10 protein-coding genes are annotated in these 15,860 nt (G+C 66.1%); 7 read left to right on the plus strand and 3 right to left on the minus strand.

The window, feature by feature from the left end; all coding sequences use genetic code 11:
• Positions 1 to 7 precede the first annotated feature (7 nt).
• Positions 8 to 460 carry a Cu(I)-responsive transcriptional regulator gene (gene cueR, locus AC3WTC_RS04720; protein WP_025874806.1) on the plus strand — a complete coding sequence of 151 codons (453 nt, stop codon included), beginning with the start codon at positions 8 to 10 and terminating at the stop codon, positions 458 to 460.
• A gap of 77 nt (positions 461 to 537) precedes the next feature.
• Here the strand turns inward: cueR and AC3WTC_RS04725 are convergent, their stop codons facing one another.
• Together AC3WTC_RS04725 and AC3WTC_RS04730 are read right to left on the minus strand one after the other, a co-directional pair.
• The gene (locus AC3WTC_RS04725; protein ID WP_025874804.1) at positions 538 to 732 is read right to left on the minus strand and encodes a heavy-metal-associated domain-containing protein; all 195 of its coding nucleotides are present in this window, start codon (positions 730 to 732) and stop codon (positions 538 to 540) included.
• A 162-nt stretch (positions 733 to 894) separates the two neighbouring features.
• Complete coding sequence (locus AC3WTC_RS04730) at positions 895 to 3,972, minus strand: TonB-dependent receptor (protein WP_059064082.1); 3,078 nt, start codon at positions 3,970 to 3,972, stop codon at positions 895 to 897.
• Positions 3,973 to 5,059: 1,087 nt separating this feature from the next.
• Between AC3WTC_RS04730 and AC3WTC_RS04735 the strand changes: the two genes are divergently transcribed.
• The 6 genes from AC3WTC_RS04735 to AC3WTC_RS04760 all read left to right on the plus strand — a co-directional run bounded on the left by AC3WTC_RS04735 (position 5,060) and on the right by AC3WTC_RS04760 (position 15,015).
• A complete protein-coding gene (locus AC3WTC_RS04735) occupies positions 5,060 to 7,534 on the plus strand; it encodes a GH92 family glycosyl hydrolase (RefSeq protein WP_492710777.1) in 2,475 nt (824 codons plus the stop codon).
• Between the two features lie 96 nt (positions 7,535 to 7,630).
• Positions 7,631 to 8,680, plus strand: a complete 1,050-nt coding sequence (locus AC3WTC_RS04740) for a LacI family DNA-binding transcriptional regulator (RefSeq protein ID WP_025874798.1) — start codon at positions 7,631 to 7,633, stop codon at positions 8,678 to 8,680.
• Positions 8,681 to 8,755: 75 nt separating this feature from the next.
• On the plus strand, positions 8,756 to 10,069 hold the full coding sequence (gene fucP / locus AC3WTC_RS04745) for an L-fucose:H+ symporter permease (RefSeq protein ID WP_025874796.1): 1,314 nt from the start codon (positions 8,756 to 8,758) through the stop codon (positions 10,067 to 10,069).
• A 7-nt stretch (positions 10,070 to 10,076) separates the two neighbouring features.
• Positions 10,077 to 11,072: a carbohydrate kinase family protein gene (locus AC3WTC_RS04750; protein ID WP_105163976.1), complete on the plus strand. Its 996-nt coding sequence runs from the start codon at positions 10,077 to 10,079 to the stop codon at positions 11,070 to 11,072.
• Complete coding sequence (locus AC3WTC_RS04755; protein ID WP_099842387.1) at positions 11,069 to 12,295, plus strand: AGE family epimerase/isomerase; 1,227 nt, start codon at positions 11,069 to 11,071, stop codon at positions 12,293 to 12,295. The genes AC3WTC_RS04750 and AC3WTC_RS04755 overlap by 4 nt, the downstream gene beginning before the upstream one ends.
• A gap of 101 nt (positions 12,296 to 12,396) precedes the next feature.
• Entirely contained in the window at positions 12,397 to 15,015 is a 2,619-nt protein-coding gene (locus tag AC3WTC_RS04760; protein WP_492710779.1) for a beta-mannosidase, read from the plus strand.
• Positions 15,016 to 15,164: 149 nt separating this feature from the next.
• Here the strand turns inward: AC3WTC_RS04760 and mtnC are convergent, their stop codons facing one another.
• A complete protein-coding gene (mtnC, locus tag AC3WTC_RS04765; RefSeq protein ID WP_099842389.1) occupies positions 15,165 to 15,860 on the minus strand; it encodes an acireductone synthase in 696 nt (231 codons plus the stop codon).

The raw sequence follows: 15,860 nt of genomic DNA on the forward strand, positions 1-15,860 counted from the left end.
TGATGGCATGAACATCGGTGAAGCATCGAAGGCATCCAGCGTGTCGGCCAAGATGATCCGCTACTACGAGCAGATCGGCCTGATTCCGCCAGCTGACCGTACCGGCGCGGGTTATCGCGCCTATTCGCAGGCCGACGTGCACCGGCTGCGTTTCATCCGTCGCGCGCGTGATCTCGGCTTTTCGGTGGCCGAGATCACCGACCTGCTGGGCCTGTGGAACGACACCTCGCGGCACAGCGCCGACGTCAAGCGCCTGGCCGAGCAGCACATCGATGATCTGGAACAGCGCATCGAGAACATGCGGCAGATGGCCGATACGCTGAAATCACTGATCAGCTGCTGCGCCGGCGATGATCGTCCGGAGTGCCCGATCCTGCAGCGGCTGGGGGAAGGCGAGGAGGGCGCTGCGCCGGTGGCGGCGCCCACCGGGGCGGTACGCAGGCGCGCGCGCAGGACCTGAGGACGACATACGGAAAAGAAAATGCCCGCCCCGGCAGTTGCACGGGGCGGGCATCGTTCATGCAGCGGCTCAGGCGATCAGGCCGGGCGCGGCGGGAAACCCGCTTCGGTCAGCGCTGCAATGATCTGCGCTTCGCTGGCCGAGGTCTGCACCTGCACGCGGCGGCTGGGCGGGTCGGCCGACACCGTCGCCGCCGGGTCGACCAGCTCGATCGCCTTGGTCACGCTGCGCGCGCAGCCGCCGCAGGTCATGCCTTCCACATGGAATTCCATCTGTAGCTCCTTCGATGCACTTGGGGGTGGAGGCAGTGTGCACCTTGCAACGATGGCAGGGTCAAGCGCTTCCGCGGCGCAGGGCCCACGAAAAACGGCAGCCACCTGTACCAGCGCGGCTGCCGTGGAGGATCGTCCCCGCCCGCAGGCGGGGGTAATGCCTTAGAACTTCCAGTTCACGCCGAAGTACAGCTGGCGCCCGGCATACAGGTTGGACAGCAGTCGGGCCTGGCTGTCATTGCCGATGTAGCTGCGCAGCTCGGACTTGGTGGCGTTGAGCACTGCCGCGGTGACCGTCCAGTCCGGCGTGAGGTTGTAGGCAACGTTCAGATCGAGCTGGCTGTACGGCTTGGTGTAGGTGGTCAGGCCGTTGTTGAGGCCGCCCACCACTTCGCCACGACGGTTGTACGAGGCACGGGCCAGGAACTTCTCGTTCTCGTAGAACACGGTGACGTTGGCCTGGTTCTTGGCGCTGCCGACCAGCGGCGACGAACCGATCTCTTCGCCATCAAGCACGATCGAGGCCAGGTTGGTGTCGTTGTAGGTGTAGTTGGCCTGCACGCCCAGACCGAAGTCGAAGGTGTACTGGCCATACAGCTCCACGCCCTGCGACACGCCGTCGCGGCCGTTGGCTTCGGTGCTGTACTTCTGCACCACCACCGTTTCACCACCGACGCTCATCTGCTGGTCGCGCACGACCGGCACGGTGAAGTTGTCCACGTTCTTGCGGAACAACGCCACGCCTGCAACCGAACCCGGCTTGAAGTACCACTCCAGGCCAAGGTCGAACTGCACCGCCTTGAACGGCTCCAGTGCCTTGTTGCTGCCCGAGCCGTACCAGCCGGGGGTGTCGGTGCCGCCAGCGACCCGACGATCATTGCTGTATTCCTGGCTGATGTACTGCAGGCCGCCCGGATAGGCGATGCTGGTGTAGCCCGGGCGCGCGATTACCTTCGACGCGGCACCGCGCAGCACCAGGTTGTCGGTGATGTCCCAGGCGATGTTGAAGCTCGGCAGGAAGTCCGTATAGGTCTTTTCCAGCGAGCTGAGGGTATAGACCTTGTCGCGCACCTGGTTGTCCGGCAGACGCACGAAGCCGCCCTGGCAACGCAGGTTCGGATCGGCAGCCGGGTCATCGCAGCTCATCGGCGCACCCGCGGCGTTGTCCACGAAGTAGTCGTTGAAGCGCTCGACCGAATCGCTGGACTGGGCGAACTGCTTGGTGCGCACCACGCGCACGCCGACGTTGCCGCGCACGCGGTCGGTACGGAAGTTGGCCTGGAAGTAACCCGAGTAGATCTTCTCGTTGACGTCGTAGACGAAGTCTTCCTCGGTACGGTTGTGCGAGCCACCGTAGGTCTGGTTGAGGTAGTCGATGTAGGCCGGGTAGTTGATGCCGGGGAACACGTTGGCATTGAAGCCACCGGCGATGTTGCTGATCGGGTTGGACAGGAAGAAGCCCGGCTGCGCATTGCCTGCGGTCGGATCGCAACCGGCCTGGTAACGATTGTTGTCATAGTCGGCCGGGTCCAGGCCCTGGCAGACCCAGTAGGTGTTGCCGGTATTGCGGTGCACCTGGCCGTCGCGGTACTTGGCGCCGAACTGGATGGAATCCAGCCAGCCGGCTTCGAACATCTTGGTGACGTCGGCCTGGAAGTAGTTCTGCTTGACCTCGGTCTGCATCCACGACGAATCGGTGGAGCCGGTATCGACCTCGGCGATGCCGGCCATCAGCTGCTGCTGGATGTCCGGCGAGACGGTCAGCGACGGCGTGCCGGTCAGGTCCCACGCGGTGTACTGGTTGCCCGCCTGCCACTGGTCACCGACCTTGCGGCGGGGCTTGGCCGACATGCGGAAATTCATCGACGGGCCACCCTTGGACCAGGTGCGGCCGCCGGTGAAGCTGGCCTTCCACAGCGGGCTGATGTCCCAGTCGACGGTCAGATCGGCCGTCTGCGAAAGCGCCTTTTCCTTGCTGTAGCCACCGGTCAGCTGCGGAGTGGGGATGGTGCAGTCATCCGGACCCCAGCCCCCCGGCGGCAGGCCAGCTGCGGCCGCCTGGTCTTCGCTGCAGTAATAGGTCTTGCCGGCAAGCTTTTCGTACTGCGCGCCGGTGACGATGCTGCCACTGGGATCGAAGCTCAGCCCGTTGAGCAGGCGCCCACCGGCCCAGTTGCCATCGCCGTTGTAGCGGGCCAGGTTCCACTCCGGCACCTTCAGCATGTTCTGGGTGTAGTCACCTTGCAGTTCGAAGCGGAAGTAGTTCGCGGTCAGGGTCAGGTTGTCGATCGGCTTGAACTGGAAAGTCAGCTGGCCGCCCTTGCGCTCGCGCTTCTCTTCCTTCACCGCGAAGTTCACCGAGGTCGGCATGAAGAATTCGCTGTAGTTCGTGCCGGTCTGGTTGTTGAAACCGGATTGGCCCCACCAGTAGTGGATGCCATCCTGTTCCAGCAGGTTGCCGTTGGCATCGCGCGCGGTGGTGTTGTTGCCGTACCACTGGTAGTCCTCGGTGCTGGTCTCCATGGTGCGGCTGGTGCGCTTCTGCTGGGTCACGCCGACCAGCACGCCGAAGCGCTCGTCCTTGCTGTGCCAGGAATACAGCGCCGACACCTGCGGGTCGACGTCGTGGCTGGTGTCGGACGAGGTGCCTTCCAGGTTGACGTAGCCGGAGTTGGCTTCCATCTCCAGCGGGCGCCGGGTATGCAGGATCACCGTGCCGCCGATGCCGCCTTCGTCGATGCGCGCTTCCGGCGACTTGAACAGCTCGGCGCTGGACAGCATGTTCGACGGCAGCAGGGTGTAGTTGAACGAGCGGGTAGCTTCGTTGTTGGTTTCCGACGAGGCGACGTAGTTGCCGTTCAACTGGGTCAGGGTCAGGTCGGGCGCGAGGCCGCGCACGCTGACCGACTTGCCTTCGCCACCGCTGCGGGTGATGACCACGCCGGGCACGCGCTGCAGCGCGTCGGCCACGTTCTTGTCGGGGAACTTGCCAACGTCCTCGGCGGTGATCACTTCGACCACGGCGTTGGCGTCGCGCTTCTGCTGCAGGCTCTTTTCGATCGCGTAGCGATAGCCGGTGACCTGGACGCTGTCCAGGGTGGTGGCGTCCTGCGTGCCGGTCGTTGCTGACGCCTGCTGGGCGGAAGCGCCAAGCGGGGCGACGGCGGCGGCCAGGGCCAGCGCGATGGCCAGCGACAACGCGTCGTGGCCCTGCGTACGTGTTGAATGCTTCATTGCCATCTCTCCCTCTCTCCTGGATTGATCCGGTGACTGACTGACGCGGAAACTTGAATCGATCTAATTCGTGATGCCGATCTTGCCTTCGCCCTGCAGATGCAACGAGCGCCTGGCAGATGGCCTGACACGTCCTGTCTTGCTCCCCAACTCCCGGGCCATCGCGATGTCGTCTTGGATCGATCTAAGCGATGGGCGGGGCGATTTTTAGCACGGCCAACGCGCCGACGCATGTTGCTGCGCAATATGGCAGCGACGTGTCGTGCAAATGACCCTTCGCGGAAAAATGCTGTAAGCGTTTACATGCGCAGACGGGGTGGGCCGGCCGGGCTGCGCCCGGCACCCGCAGAGGCCTTCAGGCCAGGGCAACAGCACAGCAACTGCAACAGCAACAGCTGGTTTCCTGCGGGATGGCGGGGTGGGTCCGGTGGCGGGGGACGCTGCAAGTACGTCCATGTAAGCTCGGTCGCGCCTTGCTCGTGTGCGTTGTCCTGCGCACACGGCAAGACGGGGGTTGGGCGTCCTGCCCAGCCCGCCCGAGGCATGCCTCGGGCCCATGGCGCTCACGCCCCCGCAACCGGACCCACCCCGCCTTCGACAGATTCCCGCTGCTGTTGGTAGGTGTCGACCTTGGTCGACACGTGGATCCATGCCATGCATGGATGAAATCCAATCGATGATTTCGAAATCGGTAGGAACATCCATCCGCGCACGGCGTGGATCTACCAGATCTCGGGAAACTGTCAGGGGTGGGGCGGTATGGGCAGGCAGGACCGTTGGCGCCATGGATGGCGCCATCGAGCCCCCATGGATGGGTCTACGGCGTGTCCTGCCTGCCCATACCGCCCCGCCCAGCTCGGTAGCCCGCCGTTGCTGTTGCTGTTTTCTTGGCTTGAAGGCCTCTGCGGGTGCCGGGCGCAGCCCGGCCGAAGCCCCCGCTCATGCTGCGCCGCAGAATGCATTGGGCGAAATTCCCATGCTCTACTTGAATCGATCTAAATCCGCCGGGGTGCGGATTTGTACCGATGGAAACGAGGGCTCGGCCTGTGCGGCCGGTTCTTCGCTGCCGCCCTGCCGCCAAGGAGTCCTGCCCGTGACCAGGTTGTCCCGCCGTCGTCCCGCCCGCCGCCTGTCGGCATTGTCCCATCGGCCCCTGGCCCGCATCGCCTGCCTGCTGGCACTGGCGGTGACGCCCTGGCTGCAGGCCGCACCGGCCGCGCTGGAGCGCGAGGTCAATACCTTCATCGGCAGCAAGGATGACGGCAACACCTTCCCCGGTGCCTCGGCACCGTTCGGCCTGATCCAGGTCAGCCCGATCGGCAGCCACTATTCGGGCTGGCGCTACGACGACGACAAGATCCGCGGCTTCGGCCACTCCTTCCTGTCCGGTGCCGGTTGCTGGGAGCAGGGCGGGCAGGTCTCGGTGCTGCCGGTGACCGGTTCGATCGGCCCCGGCGGCGACTTCGATACCGCCGATGGGAAAGCCTTCAATCACAAGACCTATGCGTCGGCCTACAGCCACGACGGTGAGATCGGCCAGGCCGGCTACTACAAGGTGCGCCTGACCAGCTACGGCGGCATCGACGCCGAAGCGACCGCGCGCACCCGCGCAGCTGCCGAGCGTTACACCTTCAGCCAGCGCCAGGGCGATGGCCACGTGCTGGTGAATGTCGGTCAGGCCAACGAGCGCCACTCGGTGATCGGCAGCGTGGTCGATGTGGTGGGTGACCGCGTGGTGGAAGGCAAGCTGGTCACCAAGAGCTTCTGCGGTGGGCACCAGTACACCACCTGGTTCCGCATCGAGTTCGACCGCCCGTTCAAGGCGCATGGCACCTGGGGCGAGGGCGGCGGCCTGCCGGGCGCGCGCCACAGCATGGAAGGCGAACAGAAGCCCAACGGCGCGTGGCTCAGCTTCGACCTGGCCAAGGGCCAGTCGGTCACCGCCGTCAGCGCGATTTCGCATGTGGATGCCGAAGGTGCGCGCACCAACCTGCGCGCCGAGGGCATGCAGGGCGGGGCGCTGCTGGGCTTCGAGCGCATGCGCGCGCTGTCGCAGCAATCGTGGCGGGAGCAGTTGGCACGCGTGCGCGTGCAGGGCGGCAATGGCGATGACCGCACCGTGTTCTACAGCGCGCTGTACCACGCGCTGCTGCAGCCGCTCACCGGCAGCGATGCCGACGGCCGTTACCGCGGCTACGACGATGGCATCCATCGCGCCGATGGCTGGACCTACTACGAGTACTTCTCGCTGTGGGACACCTACCGTGCACAGAACCAGTGGCTGGCACTGACGCGCCCGGACGTGGCGCGCGACATCGGCCGCAGCCTGCTGGCGATCGATGAGCAGGGCGGCTGGCTGCCGCGCTGGGGCTATGCCAACTTCGAGACCAACATCATGACCGGCGATCCGGTCACCCCCTTCATGGTCGACCTGTGGCGCTTCGGTGCGCTCAAGGGCCGCGAAGGGCAGGCATGGGATGCGCTGCGCCGCAATGCGTTCGGTACGCCGCCGCTGAACTCGCGTGCTGCCGGTCGCTCCGGCAACCCGACCTACCTGGACAAGGGCTACGTGGTCTACGACCGCGCGTTCCCGTCCAAGGGCATGGATGTCGATCCCCATCATGGTGGTTCGGCAACGCTGGAGTACGCACTGGCCGACTGCGCGCTTTCGCAGATGGCCGATGGGCTCGGCCATGCCCAGGACGCGGCGACGCTGCGTGAGCGCGGCCGCAACTGGCGCAAGGTGTGGGACCCGCAGGTGCGCGACGCCGAGACCGGCTTCACCGGCTTCCCGCGCCCGCGCACCGAAGATGGCCAGTGGTATACCCCGGCTGACGGCCATTACAGCCCGCGCTCGCATCACGGTTTCCATGAAGGCACGGCGTGGCAGTACCAGTGGCTGGCGCAGCAGGACGTGCCGGGCCTGGTCGAAGCGATGGACGGCCGCGAACAGGCCGGCCGTCGCCTGGATGCTTTCTTCGCCATGGACGCTCTGCAGGCCGACCCCCTCAATGCCGCCCGCAAGGAGTGGGTGGTCGGGCCGTACAGCTATTACAACCAGTTCCGCTACAACCCGAACAACGAACCGGACCTGCACTCGCCGTGGCTGTACACGCTGATCGGCCAGCCGTGGAAGACCGCAGCGGTGGTGCGTGCAGCGCAGCAGCTGTTCACCAATGCACCCAACGGCGTGACCGGCAACGATGACCTCGGCACGATGTCGGCCTGGTACCTGTTCAGTGCGATCGGCGTGTACCCGGCGGTGCCGGGCAGCGGCGAGTTCCTGCTGCATACGCCGCGCTTTGCCAAGGTCGAGGTCGAGCTGGGCAATGGCCGCACCCTGCGTATCGAGGCACCTGGCGCCGATGGCCGCCGCCTGCAGTACGTGCAGGGCGTGCAGGTCGACGGCCAGGCACATTCCCCGGTATGGCTGGGCTGGAGCCAGCTGCAGCACGGCCCAAAGCTGCGCTTCGCGCTGGACGGGCGGGCGCCGACCGAGGGCTGGGGCACGGCGGTCAAGGACCTGCCGGTGTCCTGGTGCGCGGCACCGGGCAGCCAGCTGCACTGAGCCGGGCTGTGCCGTTCGAGGCAACCCAGCGAACGGCACGGCACGACAGGGCCGCGATCCATTAGGCTTGAGCATCCATCGGAGTGCGGGAAGACGATGAACGACAACAGCGACAGTTCCAGCAAGCGTTCCGGCAAGGCGGTGACGGTGACCGACATCGCCCGTGCCATCGGCGTTTCGCGCGCGACCGTGTCGCTGGTGCTGCGCGGCAGTCCGCTGGTCAACGTCGATACCCGCGCCCGGGTCGAGGCTGAGCTGCGCCGCCAGCGTTACGTCTACAACCGCGCTGCAGCGAACCTGCGGCGGCGCACGTCTTCCAGCATCGCCCTGGTCATCAACGATCTGTCCAACCCGTTCTTCGCCGAATTCGCCTCCGGTGTGGACGAGGCACTGGGCGGACGCGGCTACGTGACCCTGCTCGGCAGTACCGGCGAGTCGCCCGAGCGGCAGCAGGCGGTGCTGTCCACGCTGATGGAACACACGCCTGCGGGCCTGATCCTGTCGCCGGCCGAAGGCAGCGATGCCACGCTGCTCCGGCAGGTACTGGGCGCCAACGCCAACGTACTGCTGTTCAACCGCGAACTGGAAGGCGCCGACTGGGACTTCCTGACCCTGGACAACCAGCATGGTGCCTACCTGGCCACCCGCCACCTGATCGAGCGCGGCCATCGCCAGATCGCATTCTTCGGTGGCCACGCGGCATCGAGTTCCTGCCACCAGCGTCGTGCCGGTTTCCAGCAGGCACTGGCCGAAGCCGGGCTGGCATTGCCGCCGGGCTGGATGATCGAATCTGCACCCAACCGCCTGGAAGCGGCCGCGCGCACCGATGAACTGTTCGTCGACGGCCATCGGCCGAGCGCAGCGGTCTGCTACAACGACACCGTCGCGCTGGGCCTGATGCTGGGCCTGAACTCGCGCGGCATCCGTCCCGGCGGTGACTTCGCGGTGACCGGCTTCGACGATATTTCCGAAGCATCGGTTGCCGTGCCGCCGTTGACCACCCTGACGGCCGACCCACGCGAACGTGGGCGGCAGGCGGCCTCGCTGCTGCTGCAGCGGCTGGAGGAACCGGATGCGCCACCACGGCGCACGGTCGCCCCGGTACAGTTGCGCATCCGCGAAAGCAGCGCCGCTCGTCCGAATTGAATTGATGCTTCGCTCCTGAACTGATTGCACCCTTCCACGCACCAACGACCTTTCGCGCATCGAGGCGCGTACCGCATGCCGATCTCCGCAACGCCCCGCCCATCAGGTTCCCCGGGCAACCAGCCTGCCGTCACCAACGGCAAGGCGCTGGCCGTGGTCACCACCATCTTCTTCATGTGGGGCTTCCTGACCTGCCTCAACGACATCCTGATTCCGCATCTGAAGGCGGTGTTCGAGCTGAACTACGCCAAGGCAATGCTGGTGCAGTTCACTTTCTTCGGCACCTACTTCCTGATGTCGTTGCCGGCCGGGCGGCTGGTTGCAGCGCTGGGTTACAAGAAGGGCATCGTCGCCGGACTGGTGATCGCCGGCATCGGTGCGCTGGGCTTCTGGCCGGCCGCTGAGCTACGCGTCTATGGCGCCTTCCTCGGTGCATTGTTCGTGCTGGCCACCGGCATCACCGTGCTGCAGGTGGCGGCCAACCCGTATGTCGCGCTGCTTGGTCCGGAGCAGACCAGTTCCAGCCGCCTGACCCTGGCGCAGGCGCTGAACTCGCTGGGTACGGCCATCGCGCCGATCTTCGGCGGCATGCTGATCCTGTCCAACACGGCCATGAGCGGCGAGCAGATCGCCGCGCTGCCGGCCGCCGAGCAGCTCGCCTACCGTACCGCCGAGGCACACGCGGTGCAGGGCCCCTACGTCGGCCTGGCCGTTGCGCTGGTGCTGCTGGCCCTGTTCGTGTTCCTGTTCCGCCTGCCGGCGTTGAACGACACCACCGAGCAGGCTGACCAGGGGCATCAGCACAGCTATCTGGATGCGCTGCGCAAGCGCCACCTGCTGCTGGGCGTGCTCGGCATCTTCTTCTACGTCGGTGCTGAAGTATCGATCGGCAGCTTCCTGGTCAACTACCTGTCGATGCCCACCATCGGCGGTTTCAGCGAGCAGGAAGCCACCCACTATGTGTCGGCCTACTGGACGATGGCGATGATCGGTCGCTTCGCCGGTTCGGCGCTGCTGGCGCGCTTCTCGCCGAGCCGCCTGCTGGCGATCTTCGCGCTGGTCAACGTGGGCCTGCTGACGCTGACCATGATGACCTCCGGCAATGTCGCGCTGTACTCGGTGGTGGCGATCGGCCTGTTCAATTCGATCATGTTCCCGACCATCTTCGCGCTCAGCATCGAGCGCCTCGGCCCGCTGACCAGCAAGGGTTCGAGCCTGCTGATCATGGCCATCGTCGGTGGCGCGGTGGTGCCATACCTGCAGGGCGTCCTGGCTGACCACATCGGTGTCCAGGCCAGCTTCATCCTGCCGCTGCTGTGCTACGGCTACATCATTTTCTACGGACTGGTCGGCGCCCGCGCGCCGGCTGCCGGCACGCAGGGAGGCTGAGTCGAAAATGGGTTCCATCGTCTGCTTCGGCGAAATTTTGATCGATCTACTAGCGCAGCCGCCGGCCTCGGCCGATACCCCGCGCGCTTTCCTGCAGTACGCCGGAGGTGCACCGGCCAACGTCGCGGTGGCCGCCGCGCGGCTGGGCGCGAAGACCCAGTTCGTCGGCATGCTCGGCCGCGACATGTTCGGCGACTTCCTGGCGGAGAGCCTGAGCGAACACGGCGTCGGCACCGACTACATCGTGCGTACCGACGCGGCCAAAACCGCGCTGGCCTTCGTTGCACTGGACGCGGGCGGCGAACGCAGCTTCAGCTTCTACCGTCCGCCTGCCGCCGACCTGCTGTTCCGTGACAGCGATTTCCAGGCCGGCTGCTTCGATGGCGCGCAGTGTTTCCACGTCTGTTCCAACAGCCTGACCGAAGCGGACATCGCCGAAGCGACGTTCGCCGGCATGGACCGTGCGCGTGCGGCCGGCGCGGTGGTCAGCCTGGATCTCAACCTGCGTCCGGCGCTGTGGCCGACCGATGTCGACCCGACACCGCGCCTGTGGCAGGCGCTGGAGCGCGCCGACCTGGTCAAGCTGTCGCGCGAGGAACTGGACTACCTGGCCGCCCCGCTGGGCGATGACGGCGAGGCGCTGGTGCTGCGCCGCCTGCTGGCCGCGCAGGCACGCTGGGTGATCATCACCGACGGCGCCGCCACGCTGCATTGGTATACCCGTGAAACGCAGGGCAAGGTCAGCAGTTTCCGCGTCGCCACCGTGGACACCACCGCTGCCGGTGATGCCTTCGTCGGCGGCGTGCTGGTTGGCCTGCTGGAGCGGGGTGGGGCAGGTGCGGGCTTTGCCGCGTTCTGCCAGGACCCGCAGGCGATCGCCGCCACGCTGCGCTTCGGCGCCGCCGTTGGCGCACTGGCGGTGACCCGCAAGGGCGCATTCGCTGCGATGCCCTCGTTCGATGAAGTGCAGCAGCTGCTGCAGCTACAGGATCTCCCCGCATGAGCACCTCGCCCGATTTCCGTTCCCCCGCGTTCCTGCGCGCCCACATCGCCGACACGATGGCGTTCTACCATCCGCGCTGCATCGACCCGAAGGGCGGCTTCTTCCATTACTTCCGTGACGACGGCAGCATCTACGATGCCAGCCATCGTCATCTGGTGAGCAGCACCCGCTTCGTCTTCAACTACGCCATGGCCTACCGCGAATTCGGCAACGCCGAGTATCGCGACGCGGTCGAGCACGGGGTGCGCTACCTGCGCGAGGTTCACCGCAACCCGGCCACCGGCGGCTACGCCTGGACTCTGCGCGATGGTGTGGTAGAGGACGACATGAATCACTGCTACGGCGTGGCCTTCGTGCTGCTCGCCTACAGCTGTGCGTTGAAGGCAGGCATCGAAGAAGCCCGCACGTGGATGGACGAAACCTGGCAGCTGCTGCAGGCGCGCTTCTGGGAAGCCGAGCACGGCCTGTACAGGGACGAGGCCGACGGCCAGTGGAACTTCACCGGCTACCGCGGCCAGAACGCCAACATGCACATGTGCGAGGCGATGCTGGCCGCGTTCGAGGCCAGTGGCGAGCAGCGCTATGTCGAGCGCGCGCTGCAGCTGGCCGACAACATGACCCGCCGCCAGGCGGCAAAGGCCGGCGGTCTGGTCTGGGAACACTACGACGTCAACTGGAACATCGACTGGGACTACAACCTGGACGATCCCAAGCACCTGTTCCGGCCGTGGGGCTTCCAGCCGGGGCACCAGACCGAGTGGGCCAAGCTGCTGCTGATCCTGGACCGACACGTGCAGGCCGACTGGCTGGTGCCGACCGCGCAGCATCTGTTCGATGTGGCCGTAGAGCGCAGCTGGGACGAGGTGCGCGGCGGCCTGTACTACGGCTTCGCCCCGGAGTCGCGCCGGCAGCCGGGCATGGACGGCGCGCCGATCGGCGGTGACAGCTTCGTCTGTGATGACGACAAGTATTTCTGGGTGCAGGCCGAGACCCTGGCCACCGCCGCGCTGATGGCCGCGCGCACCGGCGACGACCGCTATTGGCAGTGGTACGACCGTATCTGGGCGTACTCGTGGGAGCACTTCGTCGATCATCGATACGGCGCATGGTTCCGCATCCTCGACGCCGACAACCGCAAGTACAGCGATGAGAAGAGCCCGGCCGGCAAGGTGGATTACCACACCATGGGTGCCTGCTACGAAGTGCTGAACGTCGTGCGTTGAGGTCTGCCGCGCTGCGCGCTCGCCGGACGTTGTCCGGCGCTACCGTGGCGTGAGGCATTGGTAGCGCCGGGTCATGCCCGGCGGAAAAACAGGAGTATCACGTGCATCGCATTTCCAACGCTGTCCGTCTGCTGCTGTTGTTGATCGCCCTTGGCGCCTTCCCGGCAGGCGCCGCACCGCTGCAGGCGCAATGGGAGTTCCGGCTGCTGCCCGGCGACGCGCAGGGCGCGGCCCATCCTGGCCTGCAGCAGTGGCGCGCGGCCACGGTGCCAGGCAGTGTGCACACCGATCTGCTGGCGCATGAGCTGATCCGCGATCCCTACGTCGGTGCGCCCGAAGCCGAGCTGCAGTGGATCGGTCTGGCCGACTGGGAGTACCGAGCCCGTTTCGATGTGGACGCTGCCAGCCTGGCAAAGGCCCATGCCGAGCTGCGCTTCGACGGCCTGGACACCTATGCCGAGGTGACGCTCAACGGCAAGCCGCTGCTGCGCGCCGACAATGCCCACCGCACCTGGCATGCCCGCGTCGAAGGTCGCCTGCGTGCGAAGGGCAATGAGCTGCAGATCGTGTTCCGTTCGCCGATCCGCACGCTGCTGCCCGGCGTGCAGGCAATGCCGCACAGGATTGCCGGCAACTATCCTTCGCCCTACGGTGATGAACCCAAGGACGCGATGGTCGGCAACTTCGCGCGCAAGCCGGCGTACCACTTCGGGTGGGACTGGGGCCCGCGCTACGTTACTGCCGGCGTCTGGCGGGGCGTTGACCTGCAGGCATGGGATGCGCATCGGTTGACCGATGTGGCCGTACGCACTGATGCGCTTGATGCAGAAAACGCAAAGCTGGCGGTAGTGCTGCAGGTGGAGCAGGACGCGGTCGCCGCTCCGATTTCGGTGGACATTGAAGTGCGGGATCCCGACGGCCGCAGCGTCGTACGGGTGCAGCGCACGGTCGAACTGAAGCCCGGCCGGAACAGCGTGGACGTGCCGGTTGAACTGGCCAAGCCGCGGCGCTGGTGGCCGGTCGGCCATGGTGCGCAGGACCGCTACACAGTGCAGGCTCGCCTGGACGGCAGTGCCGATGCGGTACTGGCACGCGAGCAGCGCATTGGCCTGCGCACCGTCGAACTGCGCCGCGAGCAGGACGACAAGGGAGGACAGGGCTTCGCCTTCGTCATCAACGGGGTGCCGATCTTCGCCAAGGGCGCGAACGTGATCCCCTTCGACGCCTTCCCCGCGCGCGTTGATGCTGCGCGCCTGCGCCAGGTACTGGTCGCCGCGCGCGATGCCAACATGAACATGCTGCGCAACTGGGGCGGCGGCTACTACGAGGACGATGCGTTCTTCGATATCGCCGACGAACTGGGCCTGCTGGTCTGGCAGGACTTCATGTTCGGCGGTGGCATGCAACCGGGTTACGACCCGGCATTCCGCGCCAGCGTGGTGGCCGAGGCGCGCGACAACGTGCGCCGGTTGCGCCACCATCCCAGCATCGTGCTGTGGTGTGGCAACAACGAGGAAGAAACGGCGTGGAAGGACTGGGGCCACGGCCGCGACCTGAAGGCAGCTGATCCGGCGTTCGCAGCGAAGGTCTGGCAGGGCTACGTCGACCTGTTCGGCAACGACCTGCGCCAGGTGGTGAGCGAAGATGGGTTGGGCGTGCCGTACTGGTCCAGTTCGCCCAGCAACGACCTGGACGAGAAGGCCAACGACTCCACCCGTGGCGACAAGCATTACTGGCAGGTGTGGGGCAATCCGGCATTGCCGGTGCAGGCGTATCTGCGCGAAACCCCGCGCTTCATGTCCGAGTACGGCCTGCAGGCCTGGCCTGCAGTGACGACGGTGGACCAGATCGCCACCCGTGCCGAACAGCGCATCGACAGCCCGGTGATCCGTGCGCACCAGAAGTTCATGGCCGGCGAGGGCAATACACGCCTGCTGCACTACATCGAACTGGGCTACGGCACGCCGAAGGACTTCGAGGACTTCGTCTACCTGAGCCAGGTGATGCAGGCCGATGGCATCGCCCTGGCGGCGCTGCACAATCGCGCTTCGCGGCCCTACACGATGGGCTCGCTGTACTGGCAGCTCAACGATGTCTGGCCGGGAGCATCGTGGTCGAGCGTGGACTACTTCGGTCGCTGGAAGGCGCTGCACTATGCCGCGCGGCGCTTCTTCGCGCCGGTTACGGTGGCCGCACTGCGTGATGAAGGCAGTACGCGCGTGCGCCTGATCAACGATGGTGCCGCGCTGGATGCACGTTGGCGCCTGCGGGTGATGGACGTGGAGGGCAAGGTGCTGCGCCGTCGCGAGCAGGCGGTGACCCTGGCTGCCGCCGGGGTGACCGATATCGGCACCTACGCGGATGCCGAGCTGCTGGCCAGCGCCGATCCGGCGCGGACGGTGGCGGTGTTCGAACTGCTGCAGGATGGCAAGGTGACGGCGCGGCAGGTGGTCGGCTTCGTTGAAGCCAAGGACCAGGTGCTGCCACGCCAGCAGTTGACGTCAACGCTGGCGATCGACGGTGACCACTATCGCCTGCGGCTGCACAGCGCTGCGCTGGTGCGCGCAGCCTGGATCGATTTCGGCGCGCTCGACGTGCAGGTGGAAGAAAACCTGCTGGACCTGCTGCCGGGCGAAACCCGCGACATCGCCGTGCGTGGCCCGGTGGATCTGGCTGCGCTGCGCGAGGCCTTGAAGGTGAAGACCCTCAACGATCGTTGAGAGAGGCGCCCTGGTAGGTGCCAACCTTGGTTGGCACGCTTTGGGCGGGCATTACGAATGCCAACCGAGGTTGGCATCTACCAAAGGCGGTTTCCCGCAGCGTACCCCGGTAGCGCCGGGCCATGCCCGGCGAGCGCAGCGGATAGCTGTTAGAACTGGATCTGCTGGAAGTTCTCGACGCGATCATGGCCGTTGGCGGCGTCGCCGATGCGCGGCATCGGGTAGTCGTCCAGGCGATCGATCAGGCGTGTCTGCAGGCCGGCTTCGCGGGCGGCGTCCAGTTCCTCGACCACGTCGGACAGGAACAGGATCTCGCCAGCGGGAACGCCGATGGCCTGCACGATGTGGCGGTAGCTGTCGGCCTCGCGCTTGCCACCGACTTCGGTATCGAACCAGCCCGACACCAGCGGACTCAGGTCACCGGCGTCGCTGAAGCCGAAGAACAGCTTCTGCGCCGGCACCGATCCGGAGGAGTACACATACAGCGGCAGGCCCGAGGCGTGCCACCCCTTCAACACCGGCGCTACCTCCGGGTAGAAGTGCGCGGTGTAGTCGCCACGACGGTAGCCTGCGTCCCAGATCAGCCCCTGCAGGGCCTTCAGTGCGGTGTGCTTGCGGTCCTGGTCGATCCAGCCCTGCAGCGTCTCGGCCACCAGACTGTCCTGGCAGGCGCCGCCGATCTCGGTGGCGACTGCATCCAGCCAGCGACGCACCTCCGGTTGCTGGCCATGGTCGGCGACGAAGCCGGGCAGCGCCTGGCGTGCGTACGGGAACAGCACGTTCTTGACGAACGAGATGCTGCTGGTGGTGCCTTCGATGTCGGTCAGGATGACGCGGGGCTGCAT

It is taken from the genome of Stenotrophomonas sp. FW305-C-20-S1 (genome assembly GCF_058783335.1).